This is a genomic window from Planifilum fulgidum, assembly GCF_900113175.1.
In the GTDB taxonomy this organism is placed as follows: domain Bacteria; phylum Bacillota; class Bacilli; order Thermoactinomycetales; family DSM-44946; genus Planifilum; species Planifilum fulgidum.
In genome coordinates, this window is record NZ_FOOK01000032.1 from 12,805 (window position 1) to 35,461 (window position 22,657).

The following is a 22,657-nucleotide window of genomic DNA, read 5'->3' on the forward strand; positions in this document are numbered from 1 at the left end:
CAAATGTGTCCGGAGTTTTTTGCCTTACCCGAAATTGCGGCAAGTCGCCAATTGAGCCGAAGCCCCGGGCGCTGCAATGCGCCCGCTTCGCTCATTTTTCCGCTCCGGCCGCTTTCAGCCGCCGCAGGATCAAGCGGCGGGTGACGATCCCGTGGAGAGGCGAGAACAGAAACGCCAGGAGGAACAACAGGGCGGCGGCGACCGTCATCGCGCCGGCGATGGAGACATCGAGCCACACGGCCAAGACGTAGCCGAGTGCGGCGCTGAGGGTTCCGATCAGGACGCTGAGTCCCAGCATCCGTCCCAAACGGTCGGTCAGCAGATAGGCGGTCGCCCCCGGAACGATCAGCATGGCCACGACCAGGATCGCCCCGACGCTTTCGAAGGCGGAAACGGTGGTGATCGACACCAGGCCCATCAGCAGATAGTGGAACAAAGCGACCGGGATGCCGATGGCCGCGGCCATCTGGGGATCGAAGGCGCAAATCTTGAACTGCTTGTAAAACAGTCCGATCACGGTCAGGGCGAGGACAAAGGCGAAGCCGTTGACCCAGACCGCCTTGGGGCCGATGGCGGTTTCGCCCACCATCAGGACATCCCAGGGGACGTAGGCGATTTCCCCATAGAGGACGCAGTCGAGATCCAGATCCACCTGGCGCGAATAGAGGGAGATGAGCACCACGCCGACGGCGAACAGCGCGGTGAAGGAGATGCTGATGGCCGCGTCGTTCTGAACCCCGCGCCTGCGCAGCGTCTGGATCAAAAAGGTGCACAGCAGGCCGAAGGCGGCCGCCCCCAGCAACATCGGGAGCGATTCCCGGCTGCCGCTGAGCAAAAAGGCGACGGCGATCCCCGGCAAAACCGCATGGCTGATGGCGTCCCCCACCATCGCCATCCGCCGGAGAATCAGAAAGCATCCGAGAAATCCGCAGGCGGAGGCAACCAGCGCACCGGTCAGAATGATCCAGAAATGGTTCACCCCGTCCCGCCTCCTTTCATCCCCGGATCCAGCGGCTGCCATTTCGGCAGACGTCCGTGGGTCGCCAACAGATCCCACAGCTGGTTGAAGATCTCGGCGGGGATCGGTTCGGTGAGATAATCGACATCGGCGGCGGGAGACCCCAACCGGCTTTCATGCATGTGCCACATCTCCACCATGCGCCACCGCAGAACGATGTCGTAAGCGGCCTTCAGCCCCTTTTCCGTCAAGGAAACCTCCCCCTCGGAAGGAAACTCGACCAATCCATGCTTCGCGAGGGCGCGCAGGACGGACGCCAGGCGGCGGCGGGAGAGCCCTTGAGAGGTTGTTAGCTCGTGGATGGAGACCCGGTTTTCCCCCGTGCGCTCCCCCTCCTCATACAGCGCGCGCAACAGGTTTTCCCGGGCCGTGCGCGCGCGGTTTCCGGCCAGGTTCAGCGCCCTGGCCAGAAGTCCCCGCCTGGGCGCGAAAAGGAGGGAGAACAGGAAGACGGCCGTCGCGGCCAGAACGATCAGCGGACCGGTGGGAAGGTGGAGGGAAAAGGTGCTGATCACCGTTCCCAGCGCTCCCGACGCTCCCCCGAACAGGGCGGACAAAACCACCAGCCGGCCCATCCGGTCCGTCCAGTATCGGGCGGCGGCGGCCGGCGTGATGATCAGGGCCGCCATCAGGACGACGCCCGCCGCCTGCAGCCCGATCACGACGCCGACCACCAGCATCGACATCAGCAACAGATCGATCGCTCCCATCGGAAAACCCAGGCTCCGGCCGAAGGCGGCATCGAAGCAGAGCAGTTTCAGTTCCTTGAAGAACAAGGCGCTGATGAGCAGCAGCAGGGCGGAGACGCCTCCCATCACCGCCAGATCCTCATCCACGAGGGAGGCGGCCTGACCGAACAGAAACTTGTCGAGGCCGCTCTGGTTTCCCGCTCCGCTCTGCTGGATCAGGGTGAGGAGGACGATGCCCACGCCGAAAAAGACGGAGAGCACCAGGGCGAGGGCGGTGTCCTCCTTGAGGCGCGAATGGCGGATGATCCCGTTGATGGACAGGGAGGCCAAAATTCCCGTCGCGATCGCCCCGACCAGAAGAACCAGGGGGTGCTTCAAACCGGTCAACATAAAGGCGATGCAGATGCCGGGCAGGGCGGCGTGGGCCAGCACGTCGCCCATCAACCCGCGCTTGCGCAAAAAGGCGAAGGAGCCGATCACCCCGCTGCTCACTCCGAGCAGGGTGGTCCCGCCCAGAACCCAGAGGGCATTCGGGTCGGTGACAAAAGCGCGAAGGACCGCCATGCCGTCCACCGGCCTCACCCCGTGTAGACCGGGTCCGCCACCTGGGGCAGGGCGGTCAACCGGCCGCCGTACGTCTTTTGCAGATTGTCCGCGGTGAACACCCGGGAGGTGGGGCCGAAGGCGATCGGACGGATGTTCAACAGGAGCAGCCAGTCGAAATATTCCCGGACCGTCTGCAGGTCGTGATGGACGACCATCACCGTCTTCCCTTGCCCTTTCAGCTCGTTCAGCACCTTTATGATCGCCTTTTCCGTGGCGGCATCCACGCCGGCAAAAGGCTCATCCATCAGGTAGATCCTGGCGTCCTGCGCCAGGGCGCGGGCCAGAAAAACCCGCTGCTGCTGGCCGCCCGAGAGCTGGCTGATCTGGCGGTGGGCGTAGCCGGCCATGCCCACCTTCTCCAGACAGGCGAGGGCGAATTCCTTATCCGCTTTCCCGGGCCTCTTCAGCCATCCTAGCCGTCCGTACCGCCCCATCAGCACCACATCCAGCACATCGGTCGGAAAATCCCAATCGACGGATTCCCGCTGAGGGACGTAACCGACGATGGACCGCTGCTTTTCATACCGCTTTCCGTAAATGCGGACCTGTCCGGACGTAAGGGGCAAAAGTCCCAGAATCGACTTGATCAGCGTCGATTTCCCGGCGCCGTTCGGACCGACGATCCCGATCAGTTTCCCCTCCGGCGTTTCAAAGGAAACATCCCGGAGAACCGGCTTGCGGTGGTAGGCGACGGACAGATTCCGCACCGATATGGGAACCGTCCCTTTCTCCATGTTTCCCCTCCTCCTCGATTTCCTCATTTCAGCGCCGATACGATGGTGTCCACATTGTGCCGGATCATGCCGACATACGTTCCTTCCGGCGTCCCCGCTTCTCCCAGGGCATCGGAATACAGCTCCCCGCCGATGCTCACCCGGTGTCCCTTCGCCGCGGCCCCTTTGACCACCGCCTCGATGGAACGCTTCGGAACGCTCGACTCGATAAACACCGCCTTGATCTTTCGTTCCGTCAACAGATTCACCAGTTGCTGGACATCGCTCAGCCCGTATTCGGATGCGGTGTTGATGCCCTGCAGGCCGACCACCTGGATATCGTAAGCCCGGCCGAAATAGCCGAAGGCGTCATGGGCCGTGACCAACACCCTTCGCTTCTTGGGAATGGAAGCGATTTGCTTCCGGACATACCGGTCCAGATCCTCCAACTCCCCGATATACGCGGCGGCGCGGGCTTCGTAGTCCGCCTTCCGCCCGGGATCCGCCTGGATCAGATGATCCCGGACCGTTTCCACGGCGGTGATCCACAGTTGGACGTCAAACCAGACGTGCGGATCGGGTTGACCGTCCTCCGTCCGGATCAGCCGCTTCGGGTCGATCTTTTCCGCCACGGGGACGACCGGCTTGATCCGGCCCATCCGCTTCAGGATTTTGTCCATCTTTCCTTCCAGATGCAACCCGTTGTAGAAGATCAGCTCCGCCTGGTCCAGTTTGGCCATATCCCCTTGGGTGGCTTTGTAAAGGTGCGGATCGACGCCGGGGCCCATCAGACTGGTCACCCGGACGCGGTCTCCGCCCACCTCCCGGACGATGTCGGCCACCATCCCCGTCGTCGCGACAACCTGAATCACGCCGTCCTGCGACGGATCGGCCTGGGTTTTGCCGCAGGCGGAGACGGTCGCCATCGCCAGGATGAGAAAGAGGAAGGCAAAAGCCCGACGGATTTTCCCCGGATATTTCACGGCGAAATTCCTCCCTAAAGCCGACGACGATCGACCCGGAACCACCAGTTTTTCCTGTACATGCAAAAGTCATGCACAGGCGCTGGGGACCGGGGCACTAATTGGCCCTAGGTCAACATATTTGCTGTAGAGCATATAAGTTTCCATAGGGCAAATCTTCATTTCCATTTTATTAAAGGGGCAGCCGGGGTGTCAATGCGCCCGGGAAAAATATCCAAGCCGACGCGCCCCGGGCGTGGGGCGTCTCCGCGCCCGGGGCCGCTCTTCCGGAAAAAGAAGACGGCCGGGAGCGCGGGTCCTCGCCCCTCCGGCCGTCAAAGCTGCAAAGCCTCCGCTGATCCCTCTTTTGCGCCCGAAAAAGGCCCAAGCCTTCCGGCCCGGGCCGATCCCTGCCCTCAAAGGGTGTCGATGCCGATCTCCCGGACCCGTTTGCGGTCCCGGCAGATCTCCACGTGTTTGCGGATCAGGTCCATCAGTTCGTCCGCTTCCGGAACGGCCATCAACAGGGCGTCGGGCGAGCTGTGGTCCGAGGTGATCAAGCGGATGTTCCCCTTGGAAAACAGTCGAAAGATGAAGGGTTTCTCCAGAGTGATGTCCCGGACCCGGTACAATTCCAGGTCCTCCGTCCGCTTGGACAAGATCCCCTCGGTCACCCGCAGCCGTTCCGTGGTCAGCTTGTACTTCGTCGTCTTCAGCCTCAGGGCCGTGTACAGGGCGATGAAGATGGGAACGATCAACCAGAAGAACAACAGGCACAAGACATAGGTTCCCCATTTGGCCACATGGGAGGGAGATCCTTCCCAAATCGTTTCTTCCTGCATGCGGACTCTCCTCTCACCGGTTTTTTCCCGCTATTTTCACTCTATCTCTTCCCGGCGGAGTGTCAAGGGAAACGGCGGAGATCTCACTTCTCCGCCGGCTTTTCGGATGTCAGCTAAGCATTCGCTCCACTTCGCGCACATGGGAAGGCGTTCCGCTGATGATCAGACGGTCGCCCACCCTCAGCACCGTATCCCCCCGCGGCATGACCACTTCCCCGTCGCGATAGATGCGGATAATCAGAGTGTCGCCGATGAAGGGAAGATCCCGGATGCGCCGGCCGTCGAACTCGTGATTGTACAGGGGGATCTCCTGCAGATACCCCTCGCTCTCGGAGACGAGCCGAACCAGCGAAGGATGCTCGATCAGGGAGCGGAGGAGCGTCTTGTTGGCGAAGAAGCTGGAAATCAACCGGATGCGGGAATCCTCGGGCAGGCCTGCTTCCGTTTTGTTTTCCACCCGGGCGATGATCCGTTCCACTCCCTGCCGTTCCGCTTCCAGGGCCAGCCGGAGGTTTTTGCTGTCATCGGCGGTGAACAGAACCACGATGTCGCTGGAAAACACCCCGTGCGACTCCAGATGTTCCCGTTCCACGCCGGGCAATTGAACGATGGCAAAGGGGCGTTCGTTCATGACCTCCAGATTGGATTTGTCCGAACCGTAGAGCGTGACATCGTACCGATCCCTGACCAAATCCCGGGCAAGCGCCAGGGTGACCGCGTTGATGCCGACCAGGGAGACCTTCGTCCGCCGCTCCTCGCGATCGTCCGGCATCAACCGTTGGAACAGCACGGGGGAGACCAGGGTGGCGATCACCGCGGACAACACCAGCGCGGTGTTCATCGTCTGATCGAGAATCCCCATCTCCTGGCCCACCTTCGCCGCCGCGATGACCAAGCTCAGGGTGCAGCTGAGCAGCACTCCGGAGGCGATCGACTCCCTCCAGGAAAACCACCGGCGGAAAAGGGGAACGACCAGGGTCCTTGAAACATAGAAGGCCAAAAGCAAAAGCGGAAGCACGGTCAAGGCCTTCGTATCCCGCGCCAGAGCGATCAGATCCAATTCGGCCCCCACCTTCACAAAAAAGATGGGGATCAAAAAGCCGTACCCAAAGGCATTGAGCTGCCGCACAAAGGATTTGTCCGGGGACATGAGGGAAACGATCACACCGGCGAGAAAGGCGCCCAGGATGTTTTCCGCCCCGACCCCTTCCGACACCGCCACAAAAAACAGGATCAGCGCAAAAACGCCCCGCGTGCCGATGGAAATGGTCTCTCTTCCGATCTTTTCCGGAATTCGGGACGCCCGGAAGAGGCGGACCAGGCGGTAGACGACGAAAAAAACGACGAAGAGCAGCAACAGCCACAGGGTGTTGAAGACTCCCTCCTCCGTGCGGCGCAGGGAGACCAGAACCGCCAGCAACAGCATCGTGCAAAAATCGGCGATGACGGCGGTAAGCAACACGGATTGCCCGAGCGGATCATTGAGAAGCCCCTTGTCCTTCAGCACCGGCAAGGTGATGCTGACGGAAATGGTGGAAATGATCAACGTCATGAAAAAGATGTCCTTCACATACCCCAGGCCGTAGATGACCCACGACAGTCCCAGGGATAGGAGCAAAATTCCGAGGTAGCCGGCGATGCCGATCACAAGCGGATTTCCGCGCTTGCCGGAGTGCTTCCGACTCTTCAAAATCAGGTCGAAATCGATCTCCAGCCCGCTCAGAAACATCAGATAGATGATTCCCAACATGGACAAAAGCTGCAGCAGATGGTCCTCATGAATCAGTTGAAGGCCGCTTTTTCCCAGCACCGCTCCGACGATGATTTCCGCCACCACGACGGGGATCCAGTTCATCTTCAGGCGGTGCAGCGCGATCGGAACAAAAAAAGAGACGAGAACCACGATCATGAGGGATGTAACCGACTGATATTCTTCCATGATCTCCTCCCGAAACGGATTTGCCCGATATGCATGTTTTTTTAAATATCCTTTGCGGCCGCCAATAAATCATACTCTTTTTTCCGGCGGGCCGTGAAGCCCCCATTTTCCCTTCCACGTCCCGCGGCGAAAAAAAGGCGCAAAGGCGCATCAAAAGGGAAAAGCCCCTCCTCCCCGGGCAAAACGGGTTTATCGCCCATTGGCCTTGGAAGGTGAAAGGCCGGGGATAGGAAGTAAACGTTTAGGGAACGCCGAAACGGCGAAGGAAAAGCAATACCCTAGCGGATCCATAACCATTAAAGCTGGAAGCCCGACTCGTTCAAGAACAGCGGGTCGGCCCCCCGCTTCTCCGAACGGATGCGACTTTCTTATTAGAAACGACCATTGGAGGAAAGGGACGGATTTCAGCGGAACATGGGCTTCTGCTCCTTCATTGTGAACATTGCGGAAAAGGCCACGATACCCGGACGAGGGGGGTCCGAACCGATCCACCCCAGCGGTTCCTTTTGCCGGGCGGGAGAAGGAATCCGGCGGGGACGCATCGCGTGGCATTCGCCCCGCATAAATTGGACGGCAACTGCGCGCGGGCCTTCAGATGGTTTTTCATACTTTGGAATCCCCACTTCCGAAAAAACGCAGCCCAAGCAGCTTACAGCGAACACCCCGTCCTTAAGGACCCGCTGTATACACCTCGATTGCCAGCGGTGCAAGCGGCCCCCTTGCCGAGGAAAGAAATAGCGAGACATCCGATCCCCGGCAGGCAAATTCGTCCCCCTCCGATCACCGCCGTCCCTTTCCCTGCCCGGCTCCAAAAGTTTGAACCACGTCCTCATGTTTGTGCAAAATCCCACTTCCTGCCGGCAGAAAGAAGCCGCTTTTCCGGAGATGGAACAGCTCCTCCCCCGCATCTTTTCCAATGTTGCGTTCCCCGGAATTCTTTCCGTGCCGCACGATGAATGAAGTCCAGGATAAGATGCATCCCAATCTCCCCCGAATTCCGCTACACAGGTTGGGACTAATTGGGAGTGCCCTTGGAAGCGGTTGCATTTACAATGAAAGTAAAGGAGGCTTCTCCGCCATGCTGGAAAAGAAAAGCCTGCAACTGTTTCATCTGCTTTTGTCGATGAATCCGAAATCCTATCCGCTTTTCATCGAAAACATCCAAATGAGCAAGCGGCAATTTTTTTATCATTTGGACAAGATCAATTATTTTCTCCGGCAAAACCAGGTGCCGCCCATATCCATCACCCAGAAGGAAATCCGGGTTCCGGAAGAAGTTTTCGACCAATGGAAAACGGGACGGCTGAATATCCTGCCGAAAGATTTTCAATTCGATGAAGAGGAACGAAGTTATTTGCTGCTGATTTACACCTTCATCCGAGGGGAGCCGATTTCCAACACCCACTATCAGTTTTTGCTAAACGTCAGCAAAAACACGGCAACAGCAGCAGTCAGGCAGGCGAATCAGTTCAGCAAAAAGTTTCGGGTGGACATCCGTTACTCGAGGGAAAAAGGTTTCCATTTGGAAGGCCAAGAGGAAGACAAACGGAATTTGACGCTGAAATGCATCTCCATGTTTTCTTCTCACCCGAAAAAGCACGAAATTTTACGGCACCTCCTCCGCAAACACGGATACGAAGACCGGTTCCAACTGTACGAAGGCAAGTTGCGGGAAATCGGCGCCTCTTTCGGACTGACGTTTATTGAGGAAAGATTGTTCGATTTCCTGTATTTGCTGCAGATGATCCATATCCGGCAAAGGCAGAAAAAATGGGTACAAATTCACGCGGACACGATGGAATTTCTGAAAAAACAGAAAATGTACCAGGTGGCAAGGACGATCCAGGAAGTGCTGGGCGAAAGCACCGACCCCCAGGAACTGGCCTACCTGACGATGCTGCTTTTGGGCATCACGTTGGGAAATTTGTCCGCCGTGCCGTCAGGGATTTTAAAAACGATGACCGAAAAGATGATTCATGATTTTGAAAAGTTTGCCTGCATTCAAATTCAAGACAAAGAAAAGGCCGTCAACACCCTGTTCAGCCACTTCAAACCGGCTTATTACAGGATGCTCTACAAGATCCCCATCACCAATCCATTATTAAACGAAATCAAAAAGGAGCATGCGACCCTTTTTCACCTGGTCACTGAAGTGATGAAACCGATTCAGGAAATGCTCAATATCGACATTCCCGAGGACGAGATCGGATTTTTGACGCTCCATTTCGGGGCGCTGCTGGAACAAAACGCGAGGAACGAAAAACCGATTCAAGCCATCATCGTCTGCCCGAACGGCGTCAGTTCCAGCTTGATGGTGGAAACCTATTTGCGTTCCCTCTTCCCTTCCTTTCGTTGGATCACTTCCATCTCAAAGGAAGAATTTTCAAAAACAGACGAAGAGCTTTACGACATCGTATTTTCCACAGTGCCGTTTAAGACGGAAAAGCCCCTGTTTATCGTCAAACCGATCATGAGCGAAGCGGAAAAGAAGATGTTGCATCACCGGGTGATGGAACATCTGTTCAAACAGCCGGCACCCTTTCCCACGCCGGAAAGGTTGATAAAGATCATCGGCAAATACGCCGAAATCAAAGAACCGGAAAAATTAAAAGACGCCATAACCATGGAGTTATACGGGAAAACCGGAGGGACAACGATAAGGAGGATTCAACCGTTGTTAAACGAGCTGTTAACGGAAACGATGATCCAATTTGAAACGGCCGTACCGGACTGGAAAAACGCAATCGCGAAGGCGGCCGAACCATTGCTGAAAAACGGGTACATCGAACCATCCTACATCGAAGCGATGATCACCAACGTGGAAAAAATGGGTCCTTACTTCATCATCCATCCGGGAATCGCCATTCCCCACGCACGGCCGGAAAACGGCGTCAACAAATTGGGCATGAGCTTTCTGAAATTAAAAGAACCGGCATATCTGCTGAATGAAGAAAAAAACGCGGCCTCCGTTTTCATTTGCCTGGCGGCCGTCGATAATAACACCCATTTAAAAGCCCTGTCCCAGCTGACCCGGTTGCTCGGAAACAAGGAAAGCTTAGACCGCCTTCTAAATGTGGAAAATCCCGCGGAACTCATAGCCCTAATCGAGGAGTATTCCGCTGAAAGACAGGACGGATCGAAAAATCATTGATCGAGGAGGTGAGGGAAAAGGCAAGGGATGCGCCAACCAGCCGCTTTCATTCATATGGATGGACTTCAAGGAATCTTTGCGGAGGTGTTGTGGTGATGAAAATTTTGGCCGTCTGCGGATCCGGGCTCGGGAGCAGCTTCATGCTGGAAATGAATATCCGGCAGTCCCTTCAGGAACTCGGGGTTAACGGCGTCGAAGTGGATCACAGTGATTTAAGTTCGGCTACCAGCGACCTGGCGGACCTGTTCGTCATGGGCAAAGACATCGCCGAAGGGGGCGGCCATCTGGGAGAGACCATCGTATTGGACAGCATCATCGATCAGGATGAATTGAAGGCAAAGCTGAAAGAAAAACTCGAACAATTGGGATTACTCTAGGAGGGATGCTTGATGCGCCAATTGGTACTGGATATTTTAAGCCAACCGGCGGTTTTGGTTGCCGCGATCGCGCTGATCGGCTTGCTTATTCAGAAAAAGTCATCGGCTGAAATCATTAAAGGAACGACGAAAACCTTTTTGGGATTCATCGTTCTCTCCGCGGGAGCCAACGTGCTCGTCGGCTCCCTGGACCCCTTCGGGAAAATGTTTCAAGAAGCCTTCCATGTGAACGGGGTTGTTCCGAATAATGAGGCCATCGTCGCCATGGCGCTGACAAAATACGGTTCCACGACCGCGCTCATTATGTTCTTTGGAATGATCGCAAATATTCTCGTCGCCCGTTTCACGAATTTTAAATATATTTTCCTTACCGGTCACCATACGCTGTACATGGCTTGCATGATCGCCGTCATTTTGGTGGTGGCGGGAATGGAAGGATTCCAGCTGGTATTGATCGGTTCTTTGGCTCTGGGATTGATCATGGGCGTCTTTCCCGCATTGGCCCAGCCGTACATGCGAAAAATCACCGGCAACGACCAAGTTGGTTTCGGTCATTTCAGCACCCTGGGCTATGTTTTGTCGGGGGCGATTGGAAGCGTTGTCGGCAAGAATTCCCCTTCCACCGAAAAAATCAACTTTCCGAAAGGGTTGGGATTTTTGCGCGACAGCTCGATCAGCATCGCATTGACCATGTCGATCCTCTATATTATCGTCGCCATCATCGCGGGACCGGACTACATCGAAAAAAATCTCAGCAACGGAACCCATTTCATCGTCTTTTCCATCGTACAGGCGGTCACCTTCGCGGCGGGGGTCTTTATCATCTTGACCGGTGTCCGTTTGATTTTGGCGGAGATCGTGCCGGCCTTCAAGGGAATCTCCAATAAGCTCGTTCCCAACGCCAAACCCGCCCTTGATTGTCCGATTGTTTTCCCCTATGCGCCTAACGCCGTTTTAATCGGGTTCTTCTGCAGCTTCCTGGGCGGCATCGTCGGCATGTTCATCCTCGGCGCGGTCGGCGCGGTGATTATCCTTCCCGGAGTCGTTCCCCATTTCTTTACGGGGGCAACTGCAGGCGTTTTCGGCAACGCCACCGGAGGGATCCGCGGGGCGATGATCGGTTCGTTTTTCAACGGTCTCCTGATCACCTTCCTGCCGGTGTTCCTGATGCCGGTCTTGGGAGATCTGGGATTCGCCAACACCACCTTCTCCGATTCGGATTTTGCCGCATCCGGCATCCTTTTGGGATACATTACGAAACATCTCGGTTCCGCCGGACTGACGGTGTTCGTCCTCGCAGCCGTGATCATTCCGGTTGCCGTGTATTTCCTGCGCGGGAAGAAAAGGGTGCCCGAGAATCTTTGACCCGGGCATCCGTGCAGGCTTCCTCGAACATTCCCCGTTAACATCCCCATACCGGGTTTGCGGCTTCAGGAAATCACAAGGGGGCACGACGATGGACGCATTGGAATTGTTTAGGGACCAAATCCGGCTATGGACATTGAAGCAGCTTTATCATCTCGGATTCGGCCATTACGGCGGGAGCCTCTCCATCGTGGAGGCTCTTGCCGTCCTTTACGGAAAGATCATGAAGATCACGCCGGACAACTTTCATGATGAAAAGCGGGACCGCTTCATTTTATCGAAGGGACACGGCGGGCCGGCGCTTTACGCGGCGCTCGCCCTCAAAGGCTTTATCCCCTTCGGCATGCTTTTTACCCTGAATCAGAACGGCACCAAACTCCCTTCCCATCCGGACCGGAATTTGACGCCGGGCGTCGAGATGACAACGGGCTCCCTCGGTCAAGGGATTTCCGTTGCCGTCGGGGTCGCTTTATCCCACAAACTTTCCGACATCCCCGCCTACACCTATACGATCGTGGGAGACGGGGAACTCAACGAAGGCCAGTGCTGGGAGGCGATCCAATTTGCCGCCCATCATCAATTGCATCGGCTAGTGGTATTGGTCGATGACAACAAAAAGCAATTGGACGGCTGGACAAAAGATATCGTCAATCCCCGCGATTTCGTAGAGAAATTCAGATCATTCGGCTTCTGGTCGCGCCGGGTAGACGGAAGCAGTTTGGCGGAAATTGAAGAGGCAATCGAGGAAGGAAAAAAACAGACTGAAATGCCGGTCGCCATCATCCTCGATACGAAGAAAGGACAAGGGGTGCCGTATTTGGAAGCGAAAGAAGACAATCACCATATCCGGCCGACCGAAGAGGACAAAAGGGCGATCGAAGCGGCTATCCAAGAACTGGAACGGAAATGTGCAGGAGGGGTTGCCCAATGAACGCCATATCTTCCCGACGATTAAATCCCGAAGAAAAGGAAATGAGACAAGTCTATGCGGAGACGGTCTTGGAACTTGCGCAAAAAGACGCCCGCGTCATCGCCCTGGAAGCCGATCTGATGAGCTCCATTTCCACCAACAAAATCCAGCCGTTCATTCCAAAACAAATCATCAATTGCGGCATCATGGAAGCCCATATGATGGGCGTCGCCGCCGGAATAGCCCTGACCGGAAAGATCCCCTTCGTGCATACTTTCGCCCAGTTCGCCACGCGCAGGGCGTTCGACCAGCTTTTCGTTTCCTTGGCCTATGCCAAATTGAATGTCAAGATCCTCGGTTCCGACGCCGGAGTTACCGCGGAACACAACGGCGGAACCCATATGGCTTTCGAGGACCTCGGGCTTGTCCGGCTCATTCCCCACGCCACCGTCTATGAGGCCAGCGACAGCACCATGCTGAAGGAACTGCTCGTTCAAAGTTACGGGGAATACGGCGTCCATTATATCCGAACGATCCGCAAAAAGGCCTTGCAGATTTACGACAAAGGAGAAAAATTCCCGAAGGGAAAAGGAAAGCTGCTGAGGGACGGAAAGGATGCAGCGATCATCGCTTCCGGGATCATGGTCGCCGAATCGCTGCTTGCCGCCGATCTGCTGGCGAACCGAGGGATTGACGTGATGGTCATCGACATGTATTCGATCAAACCGATCGACCGGGAGCTTTTGGTTCACGCCGCCAAGAGGACCGGACTGGTGATCACGGCGGAAAATCACAATGTCATCGGCGGGTTGGGCAGTGCGGCGGCGGAAATCCTGGCCGAGACCTTCCCGATCCCGGTTTACCGGATCGGCGTGAGGGAACAATTCGGCCAAGTGGGCAAAACGGATTATTTGAAAGAATATTACGGCCTGACCGCAAGACACATCGCGGAAACGGTACGCGAACAAATGAACAGGAAAAAAGAATAGGCCTTCAAAACCGCTGACCGGGTGAAACCTTGTTTTCCGCGGAGGAAAAGGGGAAGTGCCCGGTCAATCATTTCCTCCGATGACTTCAATACAAAGTTGTTTTCAAAATCTCTGGGAAAAATAAATCTGCGTTGTAGTAATGAATCGAAACCGCTCCACTTTGGCAAGCCATTTTCCTTCAAACCACGGGTTTTGATTCTGAAGCGATTTTGATGATTCGGATGACGCCGCACAGTAAATAGAACCGAAACTTCCCTTTGTTACCCCCAAATTCTTCTCAAGGGTTGCATTTTTCATTCAGAAATACAACTTGAAACAGAATGCTACGGAAAATACTTGTTTTGACAACATATCCGATTCATTCGGCGATATGCCTGACGAATTTTTCCGAAGCGGCCAATGAAACCTGCCAACGGACGCTTCCCTTCCCGTCAAGGACGGAGGGCGGTCATCGCAGGCGGATTTTCATGCTCGCTTCCAACCGGTCGCATCCAGAAGAAAAAACCCCGCCTCCCCGGAGAAGCCGGGAAGGCGGGGGTTGGACGCGAGAGGCCGATGCCGACCTGCGATCAAAACACCTCCGACACCAGCTTGGCTTGGGTGAAGAGGAGCAGGTAATCGTAGCCGCCGGCCTTGGAGTCGGTGCCCGACATGTTGAAGCCGCCGAAGGGATGGACTCCCACCAAGGCGCCGGTGCACTTGCGGTTGAAGTACAGGTTCCCCACGTGGAACTCGGTGCGCGCCTTTTCCAGGTTGGCGCGGTTCCGGCTGATCACCGATCCGGTGAGGCCGTATTCCGTGTTGTTGGCGATGCGGAGAGCGTCGTCGAAATCCTTGGCCTTGATGAACGCCAGCACCGGACCGAAAATCTCCTCCTGGGCGATCCGGGCGTCGGGGGAAACATCGGCGAAAATGGTGGGCTGGATGAAATAACCGTTGCCTTCCGCCTTGCCCCCTCCGGTCATCAGACGGCCTTCCTTCTTGCCGATCTCGATGTATTCAAGAATCTTCCGGTAGGCGTTCTCATCGATCACCGGACCCATGTCGACGCCGAAGGATTTGGCCTCGGCCACCTTCAGCTGCTTCGTCTTCTCGACGACCTTGTTCAACACTTCATCATACACGTCCTCCAGAACGATCGCCCGGGAACAGGCGGAACATTTCTGCCCGGAGAAACCGAAGGCCGACGTGACGATGGTCTGGGCGGCCAGATCCAGATCCGCATCCTTGTCGACGATGATCGAATCCTTTCCGCCCATCTCGGCGATGACCCGCTTGATCCATTTCTGGCCGGGAGCGGTTTGGGCCGCCAGTTCATTGATCCGGAGTCCCACGTCCCGGGATCCCGTGAAGGCGACGAACCGGGTCAAGGGATGCTTCACCAGGTACTCGCCCACTTCCCCGCCGGGGCCGGGCACGTAATTGACGACGCCGTCCGGCAGACCGGCATCCTGCAGAATTTCCATGAACTTGGCGGCGATCACCGCCGTGTTGCTGGCCGGTTTGAGAACGACCGTGTTCCCCGCCACCAGCGAAGCCGTCGTCATCCCCACCATGATCGCCAGCGGGAAGTTCCACGGGGGAATCACCACCCCCACGCCCAGGGGGATGTAGTACAGCTCGTTGTCCTCTCCGGGAATGCGGGTGAGGGGCTGCCGCTCGCTCAGCCGGATCATTTCACGGCCGTAAAATTCCATGAAATCGATGGCCTCCGCCGTATCCGCATCGGCTTCCGGCCAGTTTTTCCCCGCTTCATGCACCATCCACGCGGAAAACTCGTGCTTACGCCGGCGCAGGATGGCGGCCGCCCGGAACAAAATCCGCGCGCGGGCTTCCGGTGAAACCGCTTTCCACTCTTCAAACTTTTTTGCCGCCGCCTGCATCGCCTTTTCCGCCAACTCCTGGTTGGCCTTGGAAACATAGCCGATCGTCTCGTCCACATTGGACGGGTTGATGGAGCGGATCTTCTCTTCCGTCCGAATCCGTTCGCCGCCGATGATCAGGTCGTACTCCCTGCCCAGCTGGGCCCGAACGGTTTCCAGGGCCTCTTCAAAAGCCCGACGGTTCTCTTCCTTGGAGAAATCCGTGAACGGCTCGTTCCGAAAATCAACGACCATTTTACCCCTCCTCTGATATGGCTCGGCAAATCCGCAGATCGGCCGTTTTCCGCCGAACGGAAAACGGCCTCCTGCCTGCGCCCGAAGGTACTCCCTGCGGCCAGATCTCCACCGGAGAAGTTCCATCGGGCCCCAGTCCTCCCTTATTTTAACCCAAGGTTTTTTTCTTCTTCAAATGAAGAATCCCCGACCCGTCCATACTATTTTTGAAAACGTTTCCTTGTCACCCCCGCCAGGGACTCGTATAATGGTTACGGTCCAAGACGCCGGTTCAACCAACGAAAGAAGGTGGAAACGTGTCGCTGTCCCGAAGAGCTGTTCTCACCCTTGCCGGCAACCGGCTGGTGTCCCGGTTCGTCACCCGATACGGGATGCGCCTGGGGGCCTCCCGTTTCGTGGCGGGAGAAACGCTGGAACAGGCCATCGAGAAGGTGAAATCCCTCAACCGGGACGGGCTTTTGGTCACCCTGGACCACCTGGGCGAGAGCGTAACCACCCGGGAGGAAGCGCTGGAGGCCACCCAGTCCGCCCTCGACATCTTCGACGCCATCGCGGAAAGCGGAGTCAACTCCAACGTCTCCGTAAAACTTACCCAGCTGGGACTCGACATCGATTACGGGTTCTGTCTGGAAAACATGGAACGGATCGCCCTGAAGGCCAAGGAAAGCGGAAACTTCGTGCGGATCGACATGGAAGACTCCCCGAGGGTGAAGGCCACCATCGACATCTTCAAAACCCTCCTGAAAAAGGTGGGCAAAGAACACATCGGCCTGGTGATCCAGTCTTATCTGTACCGGTCCGAGTCGGACGTGAAGGATCTCGGGGAATTGGGGGCCAACCTGCGGATCGTCAAGGGGGCATACAAGGAGCCGAAGGAGGTGGCCTTCCCGGACAAGCGGGACGTGGACGAAAATTACAAACGGCTGGTGGCGATGCACCTGAAAAACGGCTGTTACACCGCCGTGGCCACCCATGACGAAAAAATCATCGAATGGACCAAATCCTTTGTGAAGGAAAACGGAATTCCGAAGGATTTGTACGAATTTCAAATGCTCTACGGGGTGCGGGGCGGGCTGCAGCGGCAACTGGCCGGGGAAGGCTACAAGGTTCGCGTCTACACCCCCTACGGGAAAGACTGGTATCCTTACTTCACCCGGCGAATCGCCGAACGGCCCGCCAACGCCTTGTTCATCCTCAAAAATCTCGTCAAGGATTGAGAAGCGGAAGGGGGAAGTCCCCTCGCGGGGACCCGGAAGGCCTCTTCCCTTTTCTTTCGGTCGGACAATTGCGCCGGGCCTTCCGCCTTCGGAGAGGTTTTGCTTGCCGAAAAAAAGGTTGCCAAGGGGATTGGCAACCTTTTTTCCTTTACTCCTCCTCCGGTTTGTAAATAAAGTAATCAAAATCGGCGGGCAGGTTTTGCCCGGAATTGTCCTGACATTGCATTCCGACAAAAGCTCCGGTGAAAAATCCGCCGCCCCTCACGTAATCGTCCGACAGCTTGTAGGAATAAAAGTCGATCGGGATCTCCGTCCAATGCTCGCCGTCGAAGGAATAGAAATAGCGATAGGTGTTCGTCCGGACTTTGACCCGGAGATACACGTATTCAACTTCGTCCGGGATCTCGATTTCTTTTCCTTTCAGCGGCTGATCAAACACAAAGTTGTCGCAGGTGGTGATGGCGAGGATCCTTCCCTTTTCCTCGTCCCACGTGATCTGCAGGGCCGTCCAGTTTTCGGTGTTGTAGTAGTTCACCAAACCGGCCGCCTGCTGGAACGTGTTCGGCCTGAAGGCCACCTTCGTTTCCGCGGTGAAGCGGAAATGCTGCCAGCGCCTGGCAACCAGCGCCTGCTTGAATTTCGACGTCAACGATTCTTTTCCGTACAGCCGCAGATGTCCGGGGCGGTCCGTCAGGGACAACGTATCTTCCCCGAGCGGAATGCGCAAGGTTTGAAAATGCAGGTTCAACCGGTCGCTGTCAAAATCGTCTTTTTCCGGATAATCCCTCTCCCATTTCACTTCCTCGATGTCGGGTCCCTCGATCGTCAAAGAGGGCTGGTTTCCGCCGACGACATACGGCCAGCCGTCTCTCCATTCCAAACGCTGGATCGCCGTCTCCCGTCCCAGCGGACAATAGCCCCGCGGGCTGAGAAGCGGTTGGTTTTCCTTTGGAAGCGGCCGTCCCGTCAGGTGAACCAGAAACCATTCATTGGTATGCGTCTGCACGATCGACGCGTGTCCCGCCTTTTGCAGGGGATTTCTCGGATAAGGATAGGACGTGATCAACGGGTTGTCCGGATGCACTTCATAGGGTCCCCACAGATTCTTCGATCGGGCAATCGTCGCCTGATGCTCGTACCTCGTCCCCCCTTCCGCCGTCAACAAATAGTAATACTCGCCGATTTTGTAAAGGTGCGGCCCTTCCACCAATTTGACGTCGGTTCCCTTGAAGATGACTTTTGGCTCTCCGACCAGCTTTTTCTTCTCGTGATCGTACTCCTGCATCACGATTCCGTAAAAGTTGTGATTCCCGACGCGCGGATCCCAGAGCATGTTGAGCAAATATTTTTTGCCGTCCTCATCGTGGAACAAAGACGGATCAAATCCGGAACTGTTCAGATAAATCGGGTCCGACCATTCCCCGTCAATCCGGTCACACGTCACCAAGTAATTGTGACAATCCTTCCACTGGCCGTCGGTCACCTTCACATCCGTGTATATCAACCAAAACAGCCCGTCATGGTACGACAGTTGCGGCGCCCAGACCCCGCCCGAATCCGGATTTCCGATCATGTTCAACTGGCTCAGCCGATTAAGGGGCCTGGCAACCAGGCGCCAGTTCTTCAAATCCTTCGAGTGGTAAATTCCCACTCCGGGGAACCATTCAAAGGTGGAAACCGCAATGTAATAATCCTCCCCGGCGCGGCAAATGCTCGGATCCGGATGGAAACCCGTCAAAATCGGATTTCGGATCGTTGCCATCATATCCACCCCGCATCGATTGTTTTCTTAACTTGCCATAATGCTTTCGTCGCGGCTTTCGCCGACGTTTCCCTTCAAGATTTCCTCTTTCACGCGCGGAAGGAACCTTTCATAATTGAGCCCGACCTTGGTGATCAGCATGAGCACGACCATGGCGAGGGGGAAGTAGATTTGCATCGATTTAATGGCGGTGATGGCGCTGTCCGGTTGGACCGAAGCCCCGGCGATATATCCCCCCAGCGAGAGGGACCAGGCAACCAGCGCAGCGGTGATTCCCTGACCGATTTTCATTCCCGCGCTCGTCAGACTGAACACCGAACCTTGCACGGGAACTCCCGTCTTCCAGTACACCAAGTCGCCCACATCGGCCACAATCGCAGTGAGTGCCGCCTGCAGCGGAACCAGCCCGATCGAGTTGATGACCAGGCCGATGATCATCGCCGGCAAACTTTCGGAGAAAGCCGTCATGATCACATAAGCAACAATGGATATCCCAAGCCCCCAATAGACACATCTTCGCACCCCGAATTTTCCCGCCAGTTTGGGAGCGATCAAAAGCCCCAGAATCATCGGAACCAGCGCCGCAAGGCTCATCGGTGCCATGAGGTTTGCATCATCGAAGATATATGTGGCGTAATAAACCCGGATTCCGTTTTCCGTTTGCCTCAGATACCACAACAGATACAGAACAAGCGCCAGAATGAAGTACTTATTCGTGAACAGGGCTTTGAAAGCGGTGAGAAACGACACCTTCCGCTCCTGATTTCGGGCCTTTGCGACGTTTCGTTCCTTTGCGAACCAGCCGGTGATCATGAGCGGCACGGCGCATAACAACGCGTAGAGGAACGAGGTCCATGTCCAGCCCTTCTGTCCGCCTCCAAACATCGAAACGAGATACGTCGTAAAGGTCGTGATCGACAGCACGGCGGCGTTTGCAAAAATGAAGCGGATGCTGCCCAGAGAGACGCGGTCTTCCTCATCGTTGGTCATAAAGGACGTCAGCGAGGAATATGCGATGTTGTTGGCGGTGTAAAAGACGGCGGACAGCAGCAAATAAACAATGAACACGTATGCCACCTGTCCCCCGTCCCCCAGAAAACCCGGAACATTGAACAGCATAAACGTCAATATTCCCAAAATTGGCGCCGTCCAGAAAATCCAGGGTTTTGCCTTGCCCATTTTGGTGTTCGTATTGTCGATGACTGTGCCCATGAACAAATCGGTGAACCCGTCCGCAACGCGCGCCAGCAAAAGGATCGTTCCGATGATCCCGGCGCTCATGCCGACCGTGTCCGTCAAATAGATGGTGATGAACGACGCGATGAACGTCCAACTGAAGTTCGCCCCAAAATCGCCCAAACCGAATGTTAGCTTCTCGATCATTGGCAGCTTGTGCGTTTTCATCAGCGGCACCTCATCCGTTTCATGTACTTTGTTTGGTCCATAAACGTATGAACCGCTGCAGTGTATGCGATTTCAATTCGGCGCACCGACTCCCGCAACGCTCAAAGAACGAAAACTGCCCAAAAATCGCCTTGAACCAATCGTCCGATTCATTCGGGGCCTTGGCTTCCACGGGCGGCACTCCGGCGACCTTGCTTTTCATCCTCCCTTACTTTGTTTTGTTTCTAAACTAATATTAACTCCTTGTGTAAGCGGTGTCAATCGAACTTCCCTTCTCCGGATAAAAGTCCACGCATTGTTCATTTTTGAAGGCCTGCGCAGCGGGATTGTATATCAATCCCATGTAACCGTAGAAGGCGGTCCTTTCCCCACAGCCATCGAACCGCGGATCACCAGGAAACCGGAAAAGCCGATCACCAAAATGGGGGCGAGGTCGGTGATCGTGTTGATCACGGCGAAGGTGACGCCGTTCCAGCGGGTAGGCTGCAGCGCCTTGTCCAAAAAATGGGGGTTGTAATGGTCTCACACCGGGACTTCCCGTCCGAAGCGAAGGAGCCCCCCGGGAAAAGGATGCCTTTTTGACAAACCGGCGGAATTCCCGGTGTTGCGCGCCTTTATTCCCCCTTCCGCCCCGCACGCGCCGGGTTCCGTCAAGTCAAAGATGGCGTCCGCCCCGGGACAACACGCCAAAATCCCCTGCTTCCCGGGCAGGGGGCGCCGATTTTTTTGAATGAAAACCAAGGCGTCGGAAACGGAAGCCCATCGATATTGCCGGTTCCATCAAAGATGCGGCGGAAAAGGATTACCGGAAGCGGCGGAAAAATTTCCGCACGTCCTCCACGAACAAATCGGGCACTTCCAACGCCGCAAAATGGCCGCCCCGGTCAAATTCCGTCCAATGGACGACGGTGTATTGGAGCTCGGCAAAGCGGCGAACGGGAAGCTGGATATCGTGCGGGAATACCGCGACGCCCACAGGTGCCGCGCCGGGCCTGAACCGTCCTTTGGAGCGGGCATTTTCATAATACAGAAGGGCCGATGAACCGGCGGTGCCCGTGAGCCAGTAGAGCATCACGTTGGTGAGCAAAATCTCCTCTGCGATTGGACAAGACGGATCCGTCCATTCGATGAATTTCTCCGCGATCCAAGCCAGTTGGCCGACGGGCGAGTCGGTCAGGGCATAGGAAATCGTCTGGGGACGGGTGGACTGCAGCCTCATGTAGCCGGGGGGAGTCTCTCTCAGCCGTTGGGTGTTGGCGATCCTCGCCTTCTCTTCCTCCGTCAGATCACTGATGTCGGCGGATGGAGGGGGAGGCGTCGGCAGATAGTTGAGATGCACCCCGCAAACATGTTCCGGGTCTATGGCTGCCAAGGCCCTGGAAATGGCGGAACCCCAATCCCCGCCCTGGGCTCCGTACCGGTCATAACCCAGCCGCCTCATCAGTTCAGCCCAGGCGTGCGCGATTCGGCCGACATTCCACCCCTTCTCCTTCACGGGACCGGAAAAGCCGAAGCCCGGAATCGACGGGATGACCAAGTGGAAGGCATCCGCCGGGTCACCGCCGTGGGATTTCGGATCGGCAAGCGGACCAATAATGTGAAGAAACTCCACAACGGAGCCGGGCCAACCGTGGGTGATCACCAGCGGAAGCGCCTTCTTCTCAGGAGAACGGACGTGCAGGAAATGGATCTTTGCTCCATCGATCGCCGTGGTGAATTGGGGGAAGGAGTTCAACAATGCCTCGTATTTTCGCCAGTCGTAGCAGGTGCGCCAGTACTCCACCAGCTGTTTTAAACGATCGGGTGGAACCCCGTAGTTTCTCCCGGCGCCGGGCAGTTCAGCGGGCCAACGGGTGCGGGCCAGACGGTTTTGCAGATCGTCCAGCTCGGATTGGGGGATGGCGATGCGAAAGGGCCGAAGCGAAAAATCCGATCGGTACGGTCCCGGAAAATGACTCATTTCAAACATCACCCTTTTCGAGTAAAGTGGGATGGGATTGCACTTTGGCGCGCGGATGAACGTTCCGGATGACGATACGAATTTCCCCGGCTTCTGAATGCAAACACCCTCTCGTGGATAAGATCGAGCGCTGCCGACTGCGGTTTCTCTTTGACGCACTTACACTCGAACGTTTGTAGTAAGCCCTCACTTGCTGCCACTTTATTCCTCTTTCCCTCCGTTGTCAAGTGGAAGCTGCGGCGCCATTTCCTTTCCCATTCCACAAAGGTTCGCCCCCTAGGGACCCGTTTGCATCCAAAAGAAAACACACCCCCGCTTGTGAAGTGCACCCCTTAAAGTAGACACAGGAAAACACCCCTGTGAAAATTACTTTAAGGGGTGATTTTCGTGGCAAGAAAAGGACAGAAATTCAAGACATATAGCTTTGAACTGAAAAAGAAGGCAGTGGAAATGAGGCTTCAGGGCATTCCCAAGGCAAAGATTGCTGAAGAGCTGGGGATTCAAGATGTGGGGCGATTAAAGATCTGGATGCGGAAATACCGGGAACAGGGCGATTTTGGGCTAATGGAGCACAGAGGGAGGCGGAAAGAGTACAAGGACCTGGAACGGGAAGTCAAAAGGCTGCGACTGGAGAAT

General features: G+C 56.0%; 18 protein-coding genes. 7 read left to right on the top strand and 11 right to left on the bottom strand.

Annotated elements, in window-relative coordinates; genetic code table 11:
• Nucleotides 1-91: 91 nt before the first annotated feature.
• The 6 genes from BM063_RS14485 to BM063_RS14510 form a co-directional block, all read right to left on the bottom strand.
• Nucleotides 92-979, bottom strand: coding sequence for a metal ABC transporter permease (locus BM063_RS14485; protein WP_092040547.1), 888 nt, complete (start codon nucleotides 977-979; stop codon nucleotides 92-94).
• A complete protein-coding gene (locus BM063_RS14490) occupies nucleotides 976-2,271 on the bottom strand; it encodes a metal ABC transporter permease (protein ID WP_092040549.1) in 1,296 nt (431 codons plus the stop codon). The genes BM063_RS14485 and BM063_RS14490 overlap by 4 nt, the downstream gene beginning before the upstream one ends.
• Nucleotides 2,272-2,285: 14 nt before the next feature.
• Nucleotides 2,286-3,047, bottom strand: coding sequence for a metal ABC transporter ATP-binding protein (locus BM063_RS14495; protein ID WP_092040552.1), 762 nt, complete (start codon nucleotides 3,045-3,047; stop codon nucleotides 2,286-2,288).
• A 23-nt stretch (nucleotides 3,048-3,070) separates the two neighbouring features.
• Nucleotides 3,071-3,952, bottom strand: coding sequence for a metal ABC transporter solute-binding protein, Zn/Mn family (locus BM063_RS14500; RefSeq protein WP_092040595.1), 882 nt, complete (start codon nucleotides 3,950-3,952; stop codon nucleotides 3,071-3,073).
• Nucleotides 3,953-4,404: 452 nt separating this feature from the next.
• Entirely contained in the window at nucleotides 4,405-4,830 is a 426-nt protein-coding gene (locus BM063_RS14505) for a PH domain-containing protein (protein ID WP_092040555.1), read from the bottom strand.
• A 109-nt stretch (nucleotides 4,831-4,939) separates the two neighbouring features.
• Nucleotides 4,940-6,769, bottom strand: coding sequence for a monovalent cation:proton antiporter family protein (locus BM063_RS14510; RefSeq protein WP_092040558.1), 1,830 nt, complete (start codon nucleotides 6,767-6,769; stop codon nucleotides 4,940-4,942).
• A gap of 1,078 nt (nucleotides 6,770-7,847) precedes the next feature.
• On the opposite strand from BM063_RS14510, the gene BM063_RS14515 reads away from it, so the two are divergent.
• The 5 genes from BM063_RS14515 (at nucleotide 7,848) to BM063_RS14535 (ending at nucleotide 13,561) form a co-directional block, all read left to right on the top strand.
• The gene (locus tag BM063_RS14515) at nucleotides 7,848-9,920 is read left to right on the top strand and encodes a BglG family transcription antiterminator (protein ID WP_177199191.1); all 2,073 of its coding nucleotides are present in this window, start codon (nucleotides 7,848-7,850) and stop codon (nucleotides 9,918-9,920) included.
• A 95-nt stretch (nucleotides 9,921-10,015) separates the two neighbouring features.
• Nucleotides 10,016-10,297 carry a PTS sugar transporter subunit IIB gene (locus BM063_RS14520; RefSeq protein ID WP_092040564.1) on the top strand — a complete coding sequence of 94 codons (282 nt, stop codon included), beginning with the start codon at nucleotides 10,016-10,018 and terminating at the stop codon, nucleotides 10,295-10,297.
• Nucleotides 10,298-10,309: 12 nt separating this feature from the next.
• Entirely contained in the window at nucleotides 10,310-11,662 is a 1,353-nt protein-coding gene (locus BM063_RS14525) for a PTS ascorbate transporter subunit IIC (RefSeq protein WP_092040568.1), read from the top strand.
• 91 nt (nucleotides 11,663-11,753) lie between these two features.
• The gene (locus tag BM063_RS14530; RefSeq protein WP_092040572.1) at nucleotides 11,754-12,593 is read left to right on the top strand and encodes a transketolase; all 840 of its coding nucleotides are present in this window, start codon (nucleotides 11,754-11,756) and stop codon (nucleotides 12,591-12,593) included.
• Entirely contained in the window at nucleotides 12,590-13,561 is a 972-nt protein-coding gene (locus BM063_RS14535) for a transketolase family protein (protein ID WP_092040574.1), read from the top strand. Before BM063_RS14530 ends, BM063_RS14535 begins: the two co-directional genes overlap by 4 nt.
• Before the next feature lie 569 nt (nucleotides 13,562-14,130).
• Here the strand turns inward: BM063_RS14535 and pruA are convergent.
• Complete coding sequence (gene pruA, locus BM063_RS14540) at nucleotides 14,131-15,678, bottom strand: L-glutamate gamma-semialdehyde dehydrogenase (RefSeq protein WP_092040577.1); 1,548 nt, start codon at nucleotides 15,676-15,678, stop codon at nucleotides 14,131-14,133.
• A gap of 296 nt (nucleotides 15,679-15,974) precedes the next feature.
• Between pruA and BM063_RS14545 the strand changes: the two genes are divergently transcribed.
• Nucleotides 15,975-16,895 (top strand): proline dehydrogenase family protein, encoded by a 921-nt coding sequence (locus tag BM063_RS14545; RefSeq protein WP_425439171.1) that lies wholly within the window; start codon nucleotides 15,975-15,977, stop codon nucleotides 16,893-16,895.
• Nucleotides 16,896-17,043: 148 nt separating this feature from the next.
• Here BM063_RS14545 and BM063_RS14550 read toward each other — a convergent pair whose 3' ends face one another.
• The 4 genes from BM063_RS14550 to BM063_RS14575 form a co-directional block, all read right to left on the bottom strand.
• Nucleotides 17,044-18,657 (bottom strand): glycoside hydrolase family 43 protein, encoded by a 1,614-nt coding sequence (locus BM063_RS14550; protein ID WP_092040603.1) that lies wholly within the window; start codon nucleotides 18,655-18,657, stop codon nucleotides 17,044-17,046.
• Between the two features lie 27 nt (nucleotides 18,658-18,684).
• Entirely contained in the window at nucleotides 18,685-20,061 is a 1,377-nt protein-coding gene (locus tag BM063_RS14555; protein WP_092040581.1) for an MFS transporter, read from the bottom strand.
• A gap of 333 nt (nucleotides 20,062-20,394) precedes the next feature.
• Nucleotides 20,395-20,562 (bottom strand): hypothetical protein, encoded by a 168-nt coding sequence (locus BM063_RS17745; protein ID WP_177199192.1) that lies wholly within the window; start codon nucleotides 20,560-20,562, stop codon nucleotides 20,395-20,397.
• Nucleotides 20,563-20,863: 301 nt separating this feature from the next.
• Nucleotides 20,864-22,021: an epoxide hydrolase family protein gene (locus BM063_RS14575; RefSeq protein WP_092040607.1), complete on the bottom strand. Its 1,158-nt coding sequence runs from the start codon at nucleotides 22,019-22,021 to the stop codon at nucleotides 20,864-20,866.
• Between the two features lie 387 nt (nucleotides 22,022-22,408).
• Here BM063_RS14575 and BM063_RS14580 point away from each other — a divergent pair.
• A partial coding sequence (locus tag BM063_RS14580; RefSeq protein ID WP_143085377.1) for a transposase occupies nucleotides 22,409-22,657 on the top strand: 249 nt, incomplete at its 3' end.

Coding starts and splice junctions, on each gene's coding strand:
- BM063_RS14535 (WP_092040574.1), top strand. CDS start 12,590: ATGAACGCCATATCTTCCCGACGATTAAATCCCGAAGAAAAGGAAATG.
- BM063_RS14575 (WP_092040607.1), bottom strand. CDS start 22,021: ATGAGTCATTTTCCGGGACCGTACCGATCGGATTTTTCGCTTCGGCCC.
- BM063_RS14500 (WP_092040595.1), bottom strand. CDS start 3,952: ATGGCGACCGTCTCCGCCTGCGGCAAAACCCAGGCCGATCCGTCGCAG.
- BM063_RS14555 (WP_092040581.1), bottom strand. CDS start 20,061: ATGAAAACGCACAAGCTGCCAATGATCGAGAAGCTAACATTCGGTTTG.
- BM063_RS14510 (WP_092040558.1), bottom strand. CDS start 6,769: ATGGAAGAATATCAGTCGGTTACATCCCTCATGATCGTGGTTCTCGTC.
- BM063_RS14495 (WP_092040552.1), bottom strand. CDS start 3,047: ATGGAGAAAGGGACGGTTCCCATATCGGTGCGGAATCTGTCCGTCGCC.
- BM063_RS14515 (WP_177199191.1), top strand. CDS start 7,848: ATGCTGGAAAAGAAAAGCCTGCAACTGTTTCATCTGCTTTTGTCGATG.
- BM063_RS14490 (WP_092040549.1), bottom strand. CDS start 2,271: ATGGCGGTCCTTCGCGCTTTTGTCACCGACCCGAATGCCCTCTGGGTT.
- BM063_RS14530 (WP_092040572.1), top strand. CDS start 11,754: ATGGACGCATTGGAATTGTTTAGGGACCAAATCCGGCTATGGACATTG.
- BM063_RS14505 (WP_092040555.1), bottom strand. CDS start 4,830: ATGCAGGAAGAAACGATTTGGGAAGGATCTCCCTCCCATGTGGCCAAA.
- pruA (WP_092040577.1), bottom strand. CDS start 15,678: ATGGTCGTTGATTTTCGGAACGAGCCGTTCACGGATTTCTCCAAGGAA.
- BM063_RS14550 (WP_092040603.1), bottom strand. CDS start 18,657: ATGGCAACGATCCGAAATCCGATTTTGACGGGTTTCCATCCGGATCCG.
- BM063_RS14525 (WP_092040568.1), top strand. CDS start 10,310: ATGCGCCAATTGGTACTGGATATTTTAAGCCAACCGGCGGTTTTGGTT.
- BM063_RS14520 (WP_092040564.1), top strand. CDS start 10,016: ATGAAAATTTTGGCCGTCTGCGGATCCGGGCTCGGGAGCAGCTTCATG.